The sequence below is a fragment of the Kitasatospora sp. NPDC052896 genome (assembly GCF_044547075.1).
GTDB lineage: Bacteria > Actinomycetota > Actinomycetes > Streptomycetales > Streptomycetaceae > Kitasatospora.
On record NZ_JBITZU010000031.1, the window covers coordinates 26993 to 44797 of the forward strand.

A 17805-nucleotide genomic window follows, 5' to 3' on the forward strand; every position below is an offset into this window, starting at 1 on the left:
TTGAGTTCGACTGGAACGCTCTGTCGGGTCCGGCCTCGCGTGGATTTCCGGATGGCATTCACATGCCGCGAACAAAGGTTGCTCCGTGGTTCGCTTCGTGATCGTGCCTGCCGATCGGACCCGCGAAAGCAACGGTGCCGGCAGGCGGCAGCCGCGTTCCACCAGGCCGGCCGTTTCGCCTCACGATTGCCGCCTGGCTCGGCCATCGCCTCGTCGCCACCTCCCAGCCTCCACTCCCGTCGCCCTGGGCAAGCTTCCCCGGCGACGAGGCCCGCGGGCATCGGTAGAACTACGCATTCCGGCTACGCAATTCACCGGGTCCCGCCGGGCCGACCACGTGGACGTCGATGTCGCCCGCGAGTTCGACGGTCGTCTCGCCGACACCGCGTCCGGTGAGCGCGTGGGCGAACCAGCCGTGGTGGCTCGCCCCGAGGACCAGTTGGGTGGCGTGCTGAGCGCGGGCGAAGTCCAGCAGGACGGTCGGCACGTCCTCGCCGACCAGCCAGTGGAAGGTTCCGCCGAGGCCGTCCACCAGTCGGCGCTGCGTGGCGAAGCCGTCGGCGGAGGTGTCGGCGAGACCGTCGCCGCGCGCGACGTGCACGGCGAGCAGGTCGCCGCCCGGGCTGCGGGCGGCGATCCGGGCGGCGCGGCGGATGAGGGTGGCGTCCTCCGGCCCGCCGGCGAGGGCGACCACCACCCGCTCGTGGGTCTGCCAGACCCCGCCGGGCCCCTGCTCCGCCCGGTGGGCCCGCAGTCCCTCGTCCACCTGACCGGCGAGCCAGATCAGGGCGAGTTGACGCAGTGCGGTGAGGTTGCCGAGCCGGAAGTAGTTGGCGAGCGCCGTGTCGACCTCGTCGGCGGCGTAGACGTTGCCGTGCACCATCCGGCGGCGCAGGCCCTCCGGCGGCAGGTCGACCAGTTCGATCTGGTCGGCACGGCGGACCACCTCGTCGGGGACGGTCTCGTGCTGCGGGACCCCGGTGATCCTGTGAACCACGTCCTTGAGCGAGTCCAGGTGCTGGACGTTGAGCGTGGTGACGACCTCGATCCCCGCGGCCAACAGCTCCTCGACGTCCTGCCAGCGCTTGGGGTTGCGCCCGCCGGGGACGTTGGTGTGGGCCAACTCGTCGACCAGGGCCACCTCCGGGTGGCGGGCGAGGGCCGCGTCGAGGTCGAGCTCGGTGAACCGGGCTCCCCGGTAGGTGCGGTGGGCGCGCGGCACGGCCTCCAGGTCGCGCAGCAGGTGCTCGGTGCGCTCCCGCCCGTGGCACTCCACGAAGGCGACGACCACGTCGGTCCCGCGGGCTCGGCGGCGCAGCGCCTCGTCGAGCATCCGGTAGGTCTTGCCGACGCCCGGGGCCGCACCGAGGTAGACCTTCAGACCCGCCCGTCCAGCGGGCACCGGGGGAAGCACCGCGCGCCTCCTTCCTCGGCGGGTGTCAGCCCAGCCGCGCGAGGGCGAGGTTGAGGGCGACGACGTTGACCCGGGGTTCGCCGAGGAAGCCGAGGGTGCGGTCCCGGAGCTGCTGCCGGACCAGCCGGCGGACCTTCGCCGGGTCCAGACCGCGCGCCGTGGCCACTCGGTTGACCTGCTCATAAGCGTAGGTGGGCGAGATGTCCGGGTCGAGGCCGGAGCCGCTCGCGGTGAGCGCGTCGGGGGGCACCTCGCCGGCCGCGACACCGTCGAACGCGGCGATCGCCGCACGGCGGTCGTGGATCGTCCCGGTCAGCTTCCGGTCGTTGGGGCCGAGGTTGGACGCCCCCGAGGCGGTCGGGTCGTAGCCGTCGACGCCCGCCGCCGAGGGACGCGGCTGGAACCAGCTCGGGTCCGGCCGGACCGGCTCGTTCGGGTCGGCGGGGTTCCTCTTCGGCAGGTTGAAGTTCTGGCCCAGCAGGCTGGAGCCGACGACCCGGCCGTGCTGGCGCACCTGCGAGCCGTTCGCCTGTCCGGGGAGGGCGAGTTGGGTGATCCCGGTGATCAGCAGCGGGTACGCCAGGCCGCAGATCACGGTGAAGACGAGCAGGACGCGCAGACCGGTCAGGTGCAGTCGGACGAGTGGGGGCATGGACCTCGCCATGGACGTGCTCCTTCGGTCGGTCGCGGCCCGCGCCGGTCAGCGCAGGCCGGGGATGAACTGGACGACGAGATCGATGGCCTTGATGCCGACGAACGGCATGACCAGTCCGCCCACGCCGTAGATCGCGAGGTTGCGCCGCAGCAGCGCGGAGGCCGAGGACGGCTTGTAGCGGACACCGCGCAGGGCCAGCGGGATCAGCCCGACGATGATCAGCGCGTTGAAGACGATCGCCGAGGTGATGGCCGACGTGGGGCTGTGCAGCCTCATCACGTTGAGGTGCCCCAGGCCCGGGTACACGCTGGCGAACATCGCCGGGATGATCGCGAAGTACTTCGCGACGTCGTTGGCGATCGAGAACGTGGTCAATGCCCCTCGGGTGATGAGCAGTTGCTTGCCGATCTCGACGATCTCGATCAGCTTGGTGGGATTGGAGTCCAGGTCCACCATGTTCCCGGCCTCCTTGGCGGCCGAGGTACCGGTGTTCATCGCCACCCCGACGTCCGCCTGGGCGAGCGCCGGGGCGTCGTTGGTGCCGTCGCCGGTCATCGCGACCAGCTTGCCGCCGCCCTGTTCCCGCCGGATCAGGGCCATCTTGTCCTCGGGGGTGGCCTCGGCGAGGAAGTCGTCGACGCCGGCCTCGTCGGCGATCGCCCTGGCCGTCAGCGGGTTGTCCCCGGTGATCATCACGGTCCTGATGCCCATCAGGCGCAGGTCCTCGAAGCGCTCCCGGATGCCGTGCTTCACCACGTCCTTGAGGTTGACGACCCCCAGCACCCGCGCCGGTTCACCGGTCTCGTGGACCGCCACCACGAGCGGGGTGCCGCCGGCCGCGGAGATCCCGTCGACCAGGCCGCCGAGCTCCTCGTCCGGCCGCCCCCCGTTCCGCTCCACCCAGGCGACGACCGAGCTGGCCGCGCCCTTGCGGATCCGCCGGACGCCCCCGTCCTCCGCCAGGTCGGCGCCGCTCATCCTGGTCTGCGCGGTGAACCCGATCCACTCGGCGTGGCCGATCTCGGCCTGGGTGCGGGCCCGCAGTCCGTACTTCTCCTTGGCCAGGACCACGATCGAGCGGCCCTCGGGAGTCTCGTCGGCCAGGCTGGACAGCTGGGCGGCGTCGGCGAGCAGGTTGACGTCGGTACCGGCGACCGGAGTGAACTCGGCGGCCTGCCGGTTGCCGAAGGTGATGGTGCCGGTCTTGTCCAGCAGCAGCGTGGAGACGTCGCCCGCGGCCTCGACCGCGCGGCCCGACATGGCGAGCACGTTGCGCTGCACCAGGCGGTCCATGCCGGCGATGCCGATCGCGGAGAGCAGCGCGCCGATGGTGGTCGGGATCAACGCCACCAGTAGGGCGACCAGCACCACGATGGTCTGTTCGGCGCCCGCGTAGCTCGCCATCGGCTGGAGCGTCACGACCGCGAGCAGGAAGACGATGGTCAGCGCGGCGAGCAGGATGTTCAGCGCGATCTCGTTGGGCGTCTTCTGCCGGGCCGCGCCCTCGACCAGCGCGATCATGCGGTCGATGAAGGTCTCGCCGGGCCGGGAGGTGATCTTCACGACGATCCGGTCGGAGAGCACCTTGGTGCCACCGGTGACGGCCGAGCGGTCACCACCGGACTCGCGGATCACCGGTGCGGACTCGCCGGTGATGGCCGACTCGTCGACCGAGGCGGCGCCCTCCACGACGTCGCCGTCGCCGGGGATGAGCTGCCCGGCCTCGACGATCACGTGGTCGCCGAGCCTCAGCTCCGCCGCCCGGACCACCTCCTCGGCGAGGTCGGTGGTGCCGGGGCGCCACGGGCCGACGATCCGCCTGGCGACGGCCTCGGTCTTGGTCCGGCGCAGCGTCGCGGCCTGGGCCTTGCCACGGCCCTCGGCCACCGCCTCGGCCAGGTTGGCGAAGACCACCGTCAGCCAGAGCCAGACCGTGATCACCCAGGCGAAGGCGCTGCTGTGGCGGATCGCCGAGTACGTGGTGAGCAGCGAGCCGACCTCGACCACGAACATCACCGGGTGCCTGGACATCACCCGCGGGTCGAGCTTGCGGACCGCGTCGGGGAAGGAGGCGAGCAGCTGTTTGGGGTCGAGCAGTCCCCCGGAGACCCGGTGGGCCTCGTGCGCCGCGGAGGTGGGTTCGGGCTCGGCGCCGGCCGGCTGGAGCGGGGAGGTGGACATCAGCGCAGGCCCTCCGCGAGCGGCCCGAGGGCCAGGGCGGGGAAGTAGGTCAGGCCGACGACGATCAGCACCACGCCGGAGAGCATCCCCACGAACAGCGGCCGGTGGGTCGGCAGCGTGCCCGCGGTCACCGGGACGGGCTTCTGCCGGGCCAGCGAGCCGGCCAGCGCCAGGACGAAGACCATCGGCAGCAGGCGGCCGAACAGCATGGCCAGACCGAGCGCGGTGTTCCACCAGGTGCTGGTGGTGGTCAGGCCGGCGAAGGCGGAGCCGTTGTTGTTGGTCACCGAGGTGAAGGCGTACAGCACCTCGGTGAACCCGTGCGGACCGCTGTTGAGGATGGCGGCGCGCTCGCCCCTGAAGGTCATGGCCACGCCGGTGCCGACCAGCACGATGGCCGGGGTGGTGAGGATGTAGAGGGAGGCGAACTTCATCTCCCGGCCGCCGAGCTTCTTGCCCAGGTACCCCGGGGTGCGCCCGACCATCAGACCGGCGACGAAGACCGTGACCACGGCCAGGACGAGCATCCCGTACAGGCCGGACCCGGTGCCGCCGGGAGCGATCTCGCCGAGCATCATGTCGAAGACCGCCACCCCGCCGCCCAGGGGCGAGAGGGAGTCGTGGGCGGAGTTGACCGCGCCGGTGGAGGTGAGGGTGGTGGACGAGGCGAAGAGGGCGGAGCCCGCGATGCCGAGGCGCACCTCCTTGCCCTCCATCGCGGCCCCGGCCGCCCGCAGGGCGGTACCGCTGTGCTGCCACTCGAAGAACGTCAGGAGGGACGCCGAGCCCACCCAGAACAGCGCCATCACCGCGACGATCGCGTACCCCTGGCGTCGGTCGCCGATCATCGTGCCGAAGGTGCGCGGCAGCGAGAACGAGATCACCAACAGCAGGTAGATCTCCAGCCAGTTGGTCAGCGGATTGGGGTTCTCGAACGGGTGGGCCGAGTTGGCGTTGTAGAAGCCGCCACCGTTGGTGCCCAGCTCCTTGATGACCTCCTGCGAGGCCACCGGTCCACCGGTGATGCGCTGGCTGCCGCCGCTGAGGGTGGTGACCTGGGTGGCCGCGTGCAGGTTCTCGATCATCCCCGCCGCCACGAAGACGATCGCGAAGACGACCGAGACCGGCAGCAGCAGGCGCACCGTCACCCGCACCAGGTCCACCCAGAAGTTGCCGACCTGATCCGTGCGGTTGCGGTGGAAGCCGCGGATCAGCGCCGCCACCACGGCGATTCCCACCGCGGCGGAGAGGAAGTTCTGCACCGCCAGACCGGCCATCTGCACCAGGTGGCCCATGGTCGACTCCCCCGAGTACGACTGCCAGTTGGTGTTGGTGACGAAGGAGGCGGCGGTGCTCCACGCCAGTGCCGGGCTCACCGCGGGGAAGCCGAGGGAGAGCCAGAGGTGGTTCTGCAGCCGCTGGAAGGCGTAGAGGAAGAGCACCGAGACGGCGGAGAAGGCGAACACACTGCGCAGATACGCCGTCCACCGCTGGTCGAAGTCACCGTTGACGCCGATCAGCCGGTAGATGCCGCGCTCGACCCGCAGGTGCTTCCCGCTGGTCAGCAGGTGCGCCAGGTAGTCGCCCAGCGGACGGTGCGAGAGCGCGAGCGCGGCGACCAGGAGCAACGCCTGCAGGAGACCCGCGAGCGTGGGGTTCACCTCAGAACCTCTCGGGGTGGACCAGCGCCAGCACCAGGTAGCCGAGGAGCGCCACCGCGACGACCAGTCCCACGATGTTGTCGACGGTCATCGCGCCGTCCGAACGGCGGGGCGCCGCGGTCGTGGGCTCACAGTCGCTCCGCCCCCTTGGCGATCAGGGCGAGGACTGCGAAGACGAGGATCGTGACGCCGATGAAAGCGAGGTCTGTCATGGGAGGCTCCGGCCGGGGTGTCGGTCTCCTCGATTCTCCGGCCTGCCGCCTGGAGTTGCTCACCGCTCATGGGCCGTTGGGGCGAATGTGCCGAGCCGGGGTCAGCGGTCCGCTCGGCGCAGGCCGAAGACGAAGGTCGTCCCCCCGCCAGGGGTGGGCTCGACGGTGAGTTCGCCGTCCATGGCCTCGGTGAAGCCCTTGGCGACCGTCAGGCCGAGGCCCACACCGGCGACCCGCCGGCCGGCCGGGTCCGCGCCGCGGTAGAACGGCTCGAACAGTCGCAGCCGCTCCTCGGCGGCGATTCCCGGCCCCCGGTCGATGACCCGGACGTCCACCCGGTCGGCCACCGCGCCGGCGTCCACCCGCACCGTGGCCTCGGGTGGCGACCAACTCCGCGCGTTGGCAAGCACGTTGGCCAATGCGCGTTCCAGGAGTCCGGGGTCCGCCACGACCTCGGGGACGTCCTCGGCGACCTCGATCAGCACTGGTGCTCCGCTGTCCGGCAGGCTCGCCACCGCCGTGTCCAGAACGTCCCGGACGACGGTGGGCGCGAGGGTCACCGGCAGCTGGCCGGCGCGCAGCCGGCTGAGATCCAGCAGGTTGGCGACCATGTGCGCCAGTCGGTCCGACTCGACGTCGATGATCTCGCAGCTGCGCCGGACGTCCTGGGCCGGCCGCTCCGCGTCCGCGGACAGCACGCTCGACACGGCGGCCCTGATAGCGGCCAGCGGGGTGCGCAGGTCGTGCGAGACCGCCTCCAGCAGCGTGGTGTGCAGCGCGTCCGTGCGGGCCAGCGTCCGCGCCGCCGCGGCTTCCCCGGCCAGTCGCTCCCGTTCCTGGGCCAGTCTCAGCTGGGTGACGAACGGGCCGAGCAGCCGGGTGTTCTCCTCGCTCACCGCACCGCCGGCCAGCACCAGGACCGCGCCCTGGTCCAGCTCGGCGGCGAACGGCGCGTCCTCGGGGTTCGCGGGCAGCGGCCCGCCGGAGGAGGCCGCGATCCGCCAGCCGTCGCCGTCCGGGACCACGATGCCGGCCGCCGGCAGGCCGAAGGTCCGCCGCAGCTCCACGAGCAGGCGCGGCAGGGCCCGGGGCCCGGTCTGCACCGTCGCGCCCGCGAGCCGGGCCAGCGCCCGTGCCTCGGCGGTCGCCCGGGCGGCCTGCTGCGAGCGCCTGGCCAGCCAGTCGATCAGATGGCTGATGATCCCGGCCACGGCGAGGAAGAGCGCCAGGGCCACCGCGTCCGTCGTCCGCCCGACCGTGAGGCTGTGCCGGGGCGGGGCGAAGAAGAAGTCGCCGGCCAGGGCGGCCGCCAGCGTCGTCCCGGCGGCCGGCGCCAGACCGCCGATCCGGGCCACGGCGGCGACCAGGAGCAGCAGGCAGAGCAGCGCCCCGGACAGGCCGAGCGAACCGTTCAGCGGGGAGAGCAGCGCGGCCACCGCCACCGCTCCAGCCGGTCCGAGCAGCCAGCCCGTCCACCGGCGACGCGGCGGGACGGCCGCGGGCCGACGGCGGCGCGGCGCGCCCGGCAGCGCCAGCATGCCGGGGCCGGGCGGCGGCAGCACGCGGACGTCGATCGGGCCGGCCAGCCGGATCACCCGGTTGATCACCGATCCGCTGATCAGCTCCCGCGGCCGCGAGCGGCTGGTCGGGCCGAGCAGGAGCTGGGTGGCACTCTCGGTCCGGGCGAAGTCCACCAGGGTCCGCGCGACATCGGTGCCGCTGATCTCGACGTAGCCGCCGTGCAGCTCGTGCAGCAGCCGCCGCTGCCGTTCCAGGGTGGGCGGCTCGGGCCGCAGCGCTTCCTCGTCGCTCCTGACGTGCACCCCGATCAGGTCGCCGTGCACCCGGGCCGCGGTGCGCGCGCCCCGGCGGATCAGGTGTTCGCCCTGCGGAGCCCCGTTCAGGGCCACCATGATCCGCTCCTTGGTCTCCCAGGGCGCGCGGATGCCGTGCCGGGCCCGGTAGTCGGCCAGGTCCTCCTCGACCCGGTCGGCCAGCCAGAGCAGCGCCAGCTCGCGCAGCGCGCCGAGATTGCCGGCGCGGAAGTAGTTGTCCAACCCGATGTCGATCTTGTCGGGCGGGTAGACCTCGCCCCGCGCCATCCGGGTGCGCAACGCGTCCGGGCTCAGGTCCACCAGCTCGATCCGGTCCGCGGCACGCGCCACCGCGTCCGGGATCCGCTCCTGCTGGACGATCCCGGTGATCTGCTCCACCACGTCGTTGAGGCTGTCCAGGTGCTGGATGTTCAGCGTGCTCACCACGTCGATCCCGGCGCGCTGCAGCTCCAGCACGTCCTGCCAGCGCTTGGTGTTCCGGCTGCCCGGCGCGTTGGTGTGCGCCAGCTCGTCCACCAGTGCGAGCGCCGGCCGGCGGGCCAGCAGCGCGTCCACGTCGAGCTCGGTCAGCTCCAGACCCCGGTGGCGGACCAGGCGGCGGCGCAGCACCGGCAGATCGCCCAGTTGCTCCTCGGTCCCCCGGCGCCCGTAGGTCTCGACGAAGCCGACCACCACGTCGACCCCGTCCGCCCGCAACCGCCGCCCCTCGGCGAGCATCGCGTACGTCTTCCCCACGCCGGGTGCGGCACCCAGGAAGACCCGCAGCTTGCCCGTTGTGGCCACCAGGAGGTCCTCCCTCGGCTGTGACGCCCCGCTCTCACTCTCGCACGCTCCCCGCCGCAAGGGTCGCGTCAATAACCGCCCGGGGCGGTTGTCGGGTGCGCTCGGGCTGCTACACCGGTACGCAGGAGGTGCATCATGTCTCGGTACCTTTCGAGAGGTCCGATGTCGCTTCTCGCCGCCGTGGTGGCTCCGCTGGCGCTCAGCGCGGTACTGCTGCCGTTCCGGAGCCAGCTGGCCAACACCAACGTGGCGCTGCTCCTGGTCGTCGTGGTGGTCGCGGTGGCCGCGCTGGGACACCGCGTCGCCGGAGCGGTCGCCGCGGTGACCGCCGCCCTGTGGTTCGACTTCTTCTTCACACGTCCGTACGAACGGTTCGCGATCAACAAGTCGTCCGACCTGACGACGGCCGTCCTCCTGCTGCTCGTCGGACTGGCGGTCTCCCAGCTGGCCGCTCGCGCCCGTCGCTTCCGGGTGATCGCCATCACGGACGCCGACTACATGACGCGGATCCACGACACGGCCGTGCTCGCCCGGTCGGCGAGTTCACCGCTCACCACGGTCGACCACGTGCGAGCACAGTTGATCGACCTGCTCCAGCTGCGCGGCTGTCGCTTCGAGTACGGATCCCTCCTGGGGCATCCGCCGCGTCTGGAGCACGACGGTTCCGTCGTGCTGGGGCGCCGGCAGTGGGACGCGGACCGGCTCGGGCTGCCGTCCGAGGAGGTGGAGCTGCGGCTGGTGGGCAACGACCGGTACCTCGGCCGGTTCATGCTCGAACCCACCCCCGGGGCCGTGCCCTCCCGACAGGCACGGCTGGTCGCGGTGACCCTGGCCGACCAGGCCGGTACCGCGTTGGACTCGTTGCAGCGGGCGACGGAGGCCGGTTGACCCGTCAGCCCGCCCGGTCCGCACGGGAGCTGTCGCGTGGCGCAGCACTGCGGCCGGACACGAGGGGGGCGGATCCGGCCGCAGCGGCGCCCGGGGCAGCGCACGGGCTGCCGACCGTGGCGGCCCCTGGGGGGGTGGGGACCGCTGTGCCGGGAATGCTAGCCGCCGTGCGGATGGCTCCACCAGGCCTGTGACCAGGCATTTTTCCCGCCACGGACATGCCAGCACGCCCCCGGCACGGCACCTCCGCCACGGACCCGGACAGCACGCCGCTGCCGCCCCGCGCCCCAACTCACCTCCCCGGCAGGGGAGATCGGGTGGATCGCGACGGGCGCCACAGGGCTACCACCGGCACCACCCGCACCCGTGGTCCCACCGGTGAACCACCGGCGGCACGCCACCGGCGGCACGTGCCATCCGGAGGGTTTGCGTGGGAGGGAAGCGCGCCAGGTATGGAAAGGTGACTGATCCCACCTCCACCCCCGAGCCCGCCCCCACCCGGCCGGCCGGTGGCCCCCCGGTACTGCTGTCCGAAGAGGTGCGCGAAGCCCTGGAGCGCGGCGCGCCGGTGGTCGCCCTGGAATCGACGATCATCGCGCACGGCCTGCCCCGGCCGCGCAACCTCGCCGTGGCACGCGAGTTGGAGGGCCTGCTACGGGACCGGGGCGTGGTGCCCGCGACGATCGCCGTACTGGACGGCGTCGCGCGCGTCGGCCTGGATGAGCACGGCCTGGAACGGATCGCGCACCAGGACAACCTGCGCAAGCTGGGCTTCCGCGACCTGGCACCGGCCCTGGCCACCGGGGCGAGCGGGGCGACCACGGTGGCCGGCACCGCGTTCCTGGCCGCCCGGGCCGGATTGCGCGTCTTCGCGACCGGCGGCCTGGGCGGGGTCCACCGCGGTTTCACCCTCACCCAGGACGAGTCCGCCGATCTCACCCTCCTCTCGCGCACCCGGATCACCGTCGTGTGCGCGGGGGTCAAATCGATCCTGGACGTACCCGCGACCCTGGAACGCCTCGAAACACTGGGGGTCGCCGTCCTCGGCTTCAACACCGCCCGGTTCCCCGGTTTCTACCTGACCTCCTCGAACCAACCGGTGGACTGGACCGTCCAGGACGCCGAGGAGGTCGTCGCGGTCATGCGGGCCCAGGACACCTTGGGCGGCCTGGAATCGGCCCTGCTGATCGCCAATCCGGTACCCGGCACGGACCAACTCGACCCGGCACTGCACGACCGGGTCCTCGCCCAGGCCCTGGAAGCCGCCGAGCGCGCCCGGGTCACCGGACAGGCCATCACCCCCTTCCTCCTCGCCTACCTGATCGAACACACCGCCGGCGCGTCCCTCGAGGCCAACCTCGCGGCCGTACGCGGCAACGTACGCCTGGCCGCCGAGATCGCCACCACCTGGGCGCACGAGACGCGAACGACACCGTGACCCGGTCGACGGAACATCCCGACACGACGGCTCCGGGAACGCTGCTGGTCCTGGGAGACGTGGTGACCGACATCGTCGCCCGGCACCAGCACGCGCTGGCCCCAGGCACCGACACCGCCGCCAGGATCGCGGTACGCCCCGGCGGCTCCGGAGCCAACACCGCCGCCTGGGCCGCGCACGGCGGCGCCCGCACCCGGCTTCTCGCCAGGGTCGGTTCCGACAGCGCCACCTGGCACCACCGGGCGCTCGAAGCCACCGGGGTCGACCCGGTACTCACCGTCGATCCGGACCACCCGACCGCGGTGGTGATCTGTCTGGTGGACGCCACCGCCGAACGCACCCTGGCCACCGACAGCGGCGCCGCGGCCCACCTGGGCCCCGCCGACTGGGACCCGGCCCTCCTGACGGGCGTGGCCCACCTGCACCTGTCCGGCTACCTGTGCTTCACCGCACCGGGACGCGCCCTGGCCGCCCGGGCGATCGCGGACGCGACGGCGCGCTCGGTACCGGTCAGCTGCGACCCCGCCTCCACCGGCTTCCTCCGACGCCTGGGGACCGCCGCGTTCGAAGCCGCGATCGAGGGCACCAGCCTCCTGCTGCCCAACCTCGCCGAGGCCGTGTTGCTGTCCGGCACCGACGACCCCGTGGCCGCCGCCGAACGCCTCAGCGCCCGCTGGGGCGAAGCCGTGCTCACCCTCGGACCCGACGGCGCGCTCGCCGCCCGTGCCGGCACGCTCCAGGCCCACTCCCCCGCCCCACCCACCACCGCCATCGACACCACGGGCGCCGGCGACGCCTTCACCGGCACCTTCCTCGCCGCCCGCCTCGCCGGCACCCGGCTCACCCAGGCCCTGAGGACCGCCTGCCACACCGCGGCCCTCGCCACCACCCTCGTCGGCGGACGTCCCGCGACCCGCTGACCGCCCCGGGGCGCTCGCGTCGCCCGGACGGCGCAGCGGCGGGGCACGAGCTGTTGCCGCCCCTCGGAGCCTCCCGTTCACTGGAGCAGTTCGATGCCACGTTCAGCTCGACGATCGGCTCCGACGTTCGACTCCGACCTGGGGCCCGCGTCCACCAGGTCGGGCGAAGGATGGCCCAGATGCTCTCAGCACGCAGTCTGTTCCACGAGATCCACGCCCACGACGAGGCGTTCCGCCTGTTCTGTTCGATCGCCGCCAAGGGCGAGGACCAGGGCGGCTGGGAGAACGGCCGCATCGCGCACCTGGTGGCGGACCCGCACCTCGCGCCCAAGATCGCACGGCACGGCGCGGACGAGGACAAGCACGGCCGGATCTTCGCCGCCCTCCTGCACCGTCGCGGCCTCACCCCCACCGAGGTGCCGCCGGAGACCGACTACACGATGCTGCTCGAACGGCAGGGCATCGGCCTCGCGCACACCCGCCTGCGCCGCAACGAACCCCTCGACGACCACGACGTCATCACCTACCTCGCGCACAGCCGCGTCACCGAGCAACGTGCCGCAGAACAGATGCGGCTGCTACACGGCGTCTTCGGCGACCATCCCGACCTCGGCCGAGCCATCACCATGATCGCCCACGACGAGGACAACCACCTCTCCTACTGCCACGAAGAACTCCTACGGCTGGCCGCCGTCGGCCACCGCCAGCTCATCCACACCACGCTGCGGCGGACCGCGCGCGCCGAGATCCGCACCTACCGCGACGTCAGCCTCGCCGTCATGGCCCAGATGGGCGACATCCTCCGCTGGCCGCGCACCAGACGGGCCACCCTCGACGCCGCCATCCAGGCCCGCTACGCCTACGAGCGGACCGGTGGCTGGCGACGCATGACCACTCTCCGGATGCCACGGCACCGCAACGCCCTCGGCGGCACCCGGTCGTAGCGGTGGGAGTCGGAGGGACCGCGGGAGCCGGGGGAACGGTCAGTCCTGCTGGACGGGGCCGATGCTCAGGGCGTGGATGGTCGGGCCGGCGCAGTGCTGGGTCTGCCACGGCACGAAGAGTGCGGCGGTCTCGTTCGGCGGGTAGATCCGCAGGCCCTGGGCGGGGGCGAGTTGGCACTGGGTGGGGTCGTAGCCGCCGACGCCGTTGCTGTCGTGCAGGACCGCGCTCGCCCGGCCGCCGGGCCTGAGGGTGACGGTGGCCACCGTTCCGGTGTCGCGCACCGCGGCGTTGCCGGACTGGACGCCGTTCGTCGCGACGTAGGAAACGCCCGGGTAGCCGGTCAGGGTGCAGTTGGCGGCGGAGGTGTTGGTGAAGACCAGGGTCGCGTAGTACTGACCCGCGCCGACGCCCGGGTTGGCCAGGACGGCCGAGAGCTGGGAGCTGGTGCAGGCCCGCGTCGAGCCGCCCACCGCCGCCGCGGACGATGCCGGGGCACCGGGCGCGGTGGCGGGCGCCGTCGGGGCGGGAATGGCCGGCGCCGCCGGCCCGGTACCCGGTACGGGCGCGCTCGGCGCGGCCGTACCCGGGGCGAGCGGCGACGCGGCCGGGGTCGTGCCGGCCGGCGCGGCGGCGGACGGCGCGCCGGCGGGGGTGGGCGAGGACGACGAGCAGGCCGTCGCCGTCAGGGCGACGGCCGCGACCACGCCCGGCAACAGGGCCCGGCGGGCGAGCGCCCGACGACGGTGGGCGGTTTCGACTGGCATGGCTGGCATGGCTCTGCTCCTTGCGACGGCCGGCCCCGGGCCGGCGACCCCGGTCACTCCGAGTTTGCCCACTCCCGCGCCCGACAGCGCACGCTGTTACCCGCCCGTGGCGCGGGAGGGACAGCGCTGGGACGCCCGCGGTGCCGCCGCCCCACCCGCCGACGACCCGTCACCCCTCGCGGCGGCCCACCCGACCGCTCCGGTGGCCGGCGACGTCCGGCCCGGCGGTGGCCAGGACGTCCAGCACGGCCTCGGCCAGCCCGGCGGCCTGCTCACGGATCTCCGGCATCGCGGTGGTCTCCAGCAGCTCGCCGCGACGCAGCAGGCCCAGCGTCCACAGCGGGGCGACGGCCCGGTCCGCGGTCGGGCGCAGGCGTCCGTCGGTGGCGGTGGCCAGGCCCAGACCGGCCGGGCCCACGGTGGCCAGGCCGCGGCGGAGCAGGGCGCGGTGCAGCGGGTCGGTGCTGCCGGTCAGCTCGGCGGGAGCACCGGTGCAGTTGACGACCGCGGCGACGGTGAGCACCCGGCCGTCGCTGAGCCGGACCTCGACCGACGGCCCGGCCTCCCGTGCGTCGGTCACCTCCGCGGCGGCGACGGTCAGCCGCCCCTGGTCCCGCAGCTGTTGCACGGTGGCGGCGGTGGCGGGGGCCAGCCGGTGGCGGTGGACCTCCCAGCACCGCAGGTCCTCGCGCAGGAAGCGGACCCGGTCGGCGTCGGACAACCGCTGCCACAGGGCCACGGTGCACGGCCGCAGGCTGTCGACGCCCGGACGCCAGTCCCCCACCGTGCGCCGGGTGCGGGCCAGGTGCCGCAGCACCGCACGCCGTAGCCCCGCCAACCCCTCCGAGTCGACCAGGCCTTCCAGCGCCGGGGGCAGTGGCACGGCGACCCGCGAGCCGGAGCGGTGACCGTACGGGGCCAGGCCGTGCCGGGAGACGGCGTGCATCACCCGGTCCGGGCCGGCCAGGCTGAGCGCGACGTCCGCCATCGTCAGCCCCGTGCCCACCAACAGCACCTCGCCGGTGGCCGGCACCGCCTCCAGCGCCCCCGGCGCCCACGGGTCGGCGACGAAAGCGGCGTGGCCGCGCAGCACCGGCGGCGCCCAGGCGCACCCCGGCGGACGCAGCCCCAGCGCCAGGACGGCCGCCTCGACGGCCAGCCGTTCCCCGTCCGCCAGCACCAGCACGACGCCCTCCGCGCCGCACCCGGCGTCCACCACGTCCACCACCCGCCGGCGCACGTGGTGCAGCCGGCCCCAGACCGCGCTGCCCTCGACCGCCCGTTCGAGGACGTGCGTGAGGTAGCGGCCGTAGGTGCGCCGGGGCACGAAATCCCCGGGTGCGGCCGGACAGCGCTCCCAGGCCGCCAGCCAGCGCAGGAAGTGCCCCGGATCATCGGGGAACGCGCTCATCCCGTCGGCCGGCACGTTCAGCAGGTGCCGCACGTCGCCCGTGCCGTAGGCGACCCCCGGCCCGGCGTCGGCCGGGTCCACCAGGTACACCTCGAGCGGCACCCGCCGACGGGCGGCGCGGTGGAGCAGCTGCACGGCGGTCAGCGTTCCCGCCGCGCCCGCGCCCACCACGGCGACCCGCCGCGGCACGTCGGGTCCCGTACCGGGCCGGGGTGCGGATGCGGGCCGGGTGGGTGTCGTGGGCGTGCTGGTGGGTGTGGTGACGTTCATCCGGGCCCCTTCAGATCAGGCTCATCCGTCGGACGCGCCACCCCGGCCTCCCGTTCGGTCGGTGGACGCCCACCCATCATGCGCGTGACACGCCGCCAGGCCAGTCATGGCTGACGCCTCGTCAATCCCGGCCTCGGGCCCCGCCCCCGCACGGCGCACATGCGGGCGGCCACGTCACTCTCCCGGCGCTCGTTCACGGCCTCGCGCTCCTCCGCTCGCATCCCGGAGCGGAAGCCGCGGGCAACGGCCGGCAGCGAATCCAGGGCCAGCTCGCGGCAACCGGCGACCAGGGGCGTCAACCCGGCCTGGTCCGGTGTCACCCGGCCACCGTACGAGCGGGGACTTCGACGCGTGGGCGGTGGACGGAGGAACCGTCAGACCGGGTCGGCGGCGGGCGCGAGGCGGGGGAAGAGCGCTTCGGCACTGCCGCGGTTGACGGCGTGGAGCTGGCCGGGCTCCCAGTTCCCGTAGGTGTCGAGGTGGCGGTTGAAGTAGGCGCCCGCGTCGATGGGGGCGTACGGCCAGTCGCTGCCGTACAGGACGTGGCCCGGCTCGGCGAAGGCGAGCAGGGAGGGGAGCGCGGTGGGACTGCCGGAGAGCGCGGTGTCGAAGTAGAAGCGCTTCAGGTCGGCGAGGACGCCGTCGACGGTGTGCTTCACCGGGTCCAGCAGGTTCGCCGCGACCGCCACCCGGTGGGCGACGTAGGGCAGGGAACCGCCGGCGTGGGAGAGGATCACCTTCACCCGGGTGTGGCGGGACATCACCCCGTTCAGGACCAGCTGGACCGCGGTGCGGGTGGTGTCGAAGGTGTAGTCGACGACCGGGGCCGGGATGCCGGGGAGCATCGGCATCGCCAGTTCCGTCGGGTGGACGAAGACCACGGCGGCGCGGGCGTCGAGCTCGGCCCAGAGCGGCTCGAAGGCCGGATCCCCGAGGTAGCGGCCGCCCGGGCTGGCCAGCAGCACGACGCCGTCCGCGTGCAGCTCGTCCAGGGCGTGGGCGACCTCGGCCACTGCGCCGTCCACGTCCGGCAGCGGGATGCTGGCGAACTGGCCGAAGCGGTCGGGGCGGTCCTTGGCCAACTCGGCGACGTACTCGTTGACCTGACGGGCCAAGGTGCGGGCCTCGGCGTCGTCGCCGAGGTGGACGCCGGGGGTGCTGACCGAGAGGAGGCCGGTGGCGATGCCCTGGGCGTCCATCATCGCGATGGCGTCGCCCCTGCTCCAGGCCGGGATGGACCAGCCACCGGAGTCCAGTCCCCGGTCGGCCAGCAGCTTGCGGTAGGCGGGCGGGACCACGTGCTCGTGGACGTCGACGCGAGCGGGAGAGACCATGATCGAAACCTCTCTTAGCCACCTATTGTTTAGCTTGCTAGTTATTTGTTCAGTAAGCTAGCACTCATGCGCAACGCCGACAAGCACAGACCGGACGACACCGACCACGGGACCGGGGTGGAGGAACTGGCGCGCGCCGCCGACACCCTCTTCCTCGCCATGCGGCGGGCCCGCTCGGCCGGGGCGGACCAGGCCGGCGAGCTGTCGTTGGCGCAGCAGTCCATGCTCGAACCGCTCGCGCTGGAGGCGGGGCTGCCGGTCGGACGGCTGGCCGCCGACGCGGGGGTCAGCGTCCCGACGGCCACCCGGATGCTCCAGCAGCTGGAGACCAAGGGCATCGTCACCCGCCGCCGCTCCCCCGAGGACGAACGCCGAGTGCTGATCGCCCTCACCGACGACGGCGCCGACCGGCTCGCGCGCATCCGCAGCCACCGGCGCGAACGCCAGGCGCTCGGCTACGCCACCTTCAGCCCGGAGGAACGGCTGCAACTCGCCCGGCAGCTGCGCCGGCTGGCCGACATCATCGACGACCTCGCCTGATCCGAGGCGTTGCGGGTGGCTCAGGCCAGGCTGCCGCTGCTGCCTTCCAGGACGAGCAGCAGCCGGCTGAGCGCGCGGGCGAGGTCCTCGCGCTCCTCGGGGGTCAGGCCGGCGAGCAGCGCACGGTCGTAGGCGAGCAGCTCGGGATAGATCCGGTCGACCAGGGCGCTGCCGCCCTCGGTGAGCGACAGGTGCGAGACCCTGCGGTCACGGGCGTCGGCGCGGCGGGCGACCAGGCCGCGCTCCTCCAGCAGCCGGAGTCGCTTGGTGACGGCCGCGCCGGAGGCGAAGGTCTCGCGGGCCAGCTGGGTGGGCGTCAACTCGTGGCCGATCCGGCGCAGCGCGCCCAGGATGTCGAACTCGGGGCGGGCGAGTCCCTCCCGGGTGAGCGGGCCGCCGCCGCCCTGCTGCAGCAGCGAGGCACAGCGGTTGATCCGGCCGATGACCGCGACCGGCTCGGTGTCCAGACCCGGGAACGCCCGCTGCCACTGCCGCAGCACGTCCGCGACGGCGTCCTCCACGTGCGCTGCTCCCCTCTGCCACCCCGGGCGTTC

At 73.3% G+C, this 17805-nt stretch carries 14 protein-coding genes and 1 pseudogene; 5 read left to right on the forward strand and 10 right to left on the reverse strand.

From position 1 onward, the window contains the following. Nucleotides 1-331 precede the first annotated feature (331 nt). The 6 genes and pseudogenes from ACIGXM_RS33715 to ACIGXM_RS33740 form a co-directional block, all read right to left on the reverse strand. Nucleotides 332-1402, reverse strand: a pseudogene (locus ACIGXM_RS33715) (universal stress protein); the annotation flags it as partial. 37 nt (nucleotides 1403-1439) lie between these two features. Beyond that, nucleotides 1440-2078 carry a potassium-transporting ATPase subunit KdpC gene (kdpC, locus tag ACIGXM_RS33720; protein ID WP_396567732.1) on the reverse strand — a complete coding sequence of 213 codons (639 nt, stop codon included), beginning with the start codon at nucleotides 2076-2078 and terminating at the stop codon, nucleotides 1440-1442. 36 nt (nucleotides 2079-2114) lie between these two features. Further along, nucleotides 2115-4250 carry a potassium-transporting ATPase subunit KdpB gene (gene kdpB, locus ACIGXM_RS33725; RefSeq protein WP_396567734.1) on the reverse strand — a complete coding sequence of 712 codons (2136 nt, stop codon included), beginning with the start codon at nucleotides 4248-4250 and terminating at the stop codon, nucleotides 2115-2117. Continuing rightward, nucleotides 4250-5911 carry a potassium-transporting ATPase subunit KdpA gene (gene kdpA / locus ACIGXM_RS33730; RefSeq protein WP_396567736.1) on the reverse strand — a complete coding sequence of 554 codons (1662 nt, stop codon included), beginning with the start codon at nucleotides 5909-5911 and terminating at the stop codon, nucleotides 4250-4252. Before kdpA ends, kdpB begins: the two co-directional genes overlap by 1 nt. 1 nt (nucleotide 5912) lies before the next feature. Next, entirely contained in the window at nucleotides 5913-6002 is a 90-nt protein-coding gene (gene kdpF, locus ACIGXM_RS33735; RefSeq protein ID WP_396567738.1) for a K(+)-transporting ATPase subunit F, read from the reverse strand. A 222-nt stretch (nucleotides 6003-6224) separates the two neighbouring features. Further along, on the reverse strand, nucleotides 6225-8741 hold the full coding sequence (locus ACIGXM_RS33740) for an ATP-binding protein (RefSeq protein ID WP_396567740.1): 2517 nt from the start codon (nucleotides 8739-8741) through the stop codon (nucleotides 6225-6227). A 162-nt stretch (nucleotides 8742-8903) separates the two neighbouring features. Between ACIGXM_RS33740 and ACIGXM_RS33745 the strand changes: the two genes are divergently transcribed. The 4 genes from ACIGXM_RS33745 to ACIGXM_RS33760 all read left to right on the forward strand — a co-directional run bounded on the left by ACIGXM_RS33745 (nucleotide 8904) and on the right by ACIGXM_RS33760 (nucleotide 12931). Continuing rightward, the gene (locus ACIGXM_RS33745; RefSeq protein WP_396567742.1) at nucleotides 8904-9629 is read left to right on the forward strand and encodes a DUF4118 domain-containing protein; all 726 of its coding nucleotides are present in this window, start codon (nucleotides 8904-8906) and stop codon (nucleotides 9627-9629) included. A 523-nt stretch (nucleotides 9630-10152) separates the two neighbouring features. Further along, nucleotides 10153-11067, forward strand: coding sequence for a pseudouridine-5'-phosphate glycosidase (locus tag ACIGXM_RS33750; RefSeq protein WP_396567820.1), 915 nt, complete (start codon nucleotides 10153-10155; stop codon nucleotides 11065-11067). A gap of 62 nt (nucleotides 11068-11129) precedes the next feature. Beyond that, the gene (locus ACIGXM_RS33755) at nucleotides 11130-11987 is read left to right on the forward strand and encodes a carbohydrate kinase family protein (protein WP_396567744.1); all 858 of its coding nucleotides are present in this window, start codon (nucleotides 11130-11132) and stop codon (nucleotides 11985-11987) included. Nucleotides 11988-12166: 179 nt separating this feature from the next. After that, nucleotides 12167-12931 (forward strand): ferritin-like domain-containing protein, encoded by a 765-nt coding sequence (locus ACIGXM_RS33760; protein WP_396567746.1) that lies wholly within the window; start codon nucleotides 12167-12169, stop codon nucleotides 12929-12931. A 39-nt stretch (nucleotides 12932-12970) separates the two neighbouring features. Here ACIGXM_RS33760 and ACIGXM_RS33765 read toward each other — a convergent pair whose 3' ends face one another. From ACIGXM_RS33765 to ACIGXM_RS33775, 3 genes are all read right to left on the reverse strand, one after another. Further along, complete coding sequence (locus ACIGXM_RS33765; protein WP_396567748.1) at nucleotides 12971-13705, reverse strand: DUF4232 domain-containing protein; 735 nt, start codon at nucleotides 13703-13705, stop codon at nucleotides 12971-12973. Nucleotides 13706-13865: 160 nt separating this feature from the next. Beyond that, nucleotides 13866-15377, reverse strand: coding sequence for an FAD/NAD(P)-binding protein (locus tag ACIGXM_RS33770; RefSeq protein ID WP_396567750.1), 1512 nt, complete (start codon nucleotides 15375-15377; stop codon nucleotides 13866-13868). Between the two features lie 374 nt (nucleotides 15378-15751). Then, a complete protein-coding gene (locus ACIGXM_RS33775) occupies nucleotides 15752-16711 on the reverse strand; it encodes an amidohydrolase family protein (RefSeq protein WP_396567752.1) in 960 nt (319 codons plus the stop codon). A 66-nt stretch (nucleotides 16712-16777) separates the two neighbouring features. Between ACIGXM_RS33775 and ACIGXM_RS33780 the strand changes: the two genes are divergently transcribed. Then, nucleotides 16778-17251, forward strand: coding sequence for a MarR family winged helix-turn-helix transcriptional regulator (locus ACIGXM_RS33780; protein ID WP_396567754.1), 474 nt, complete (start codon nucleotides 16778-16780; stop codon nucleotides 17249-17251). A gap of 20 nt (nucleotides 17252-17271) precedes the next feature. Here the strand turns inward: ACIGXM_RS33780 and ACIGXM_RS33785 are convergent, their stop codons facing one another. Continuing rightward, nucleotides 17272-17772, reverse strand: a complete 501-nt coding sequence (locus ACIGXM_RS33785; RefSeq protein WP_396567756.1) for a MarR family winged helix-turn-helix transcriptional regulator — start codon at nucleotides 17770-17772, stop codon at nucleotides 17272-17274. Nucleotides 17773-17805: the final 33 nt, after the last annotated feature.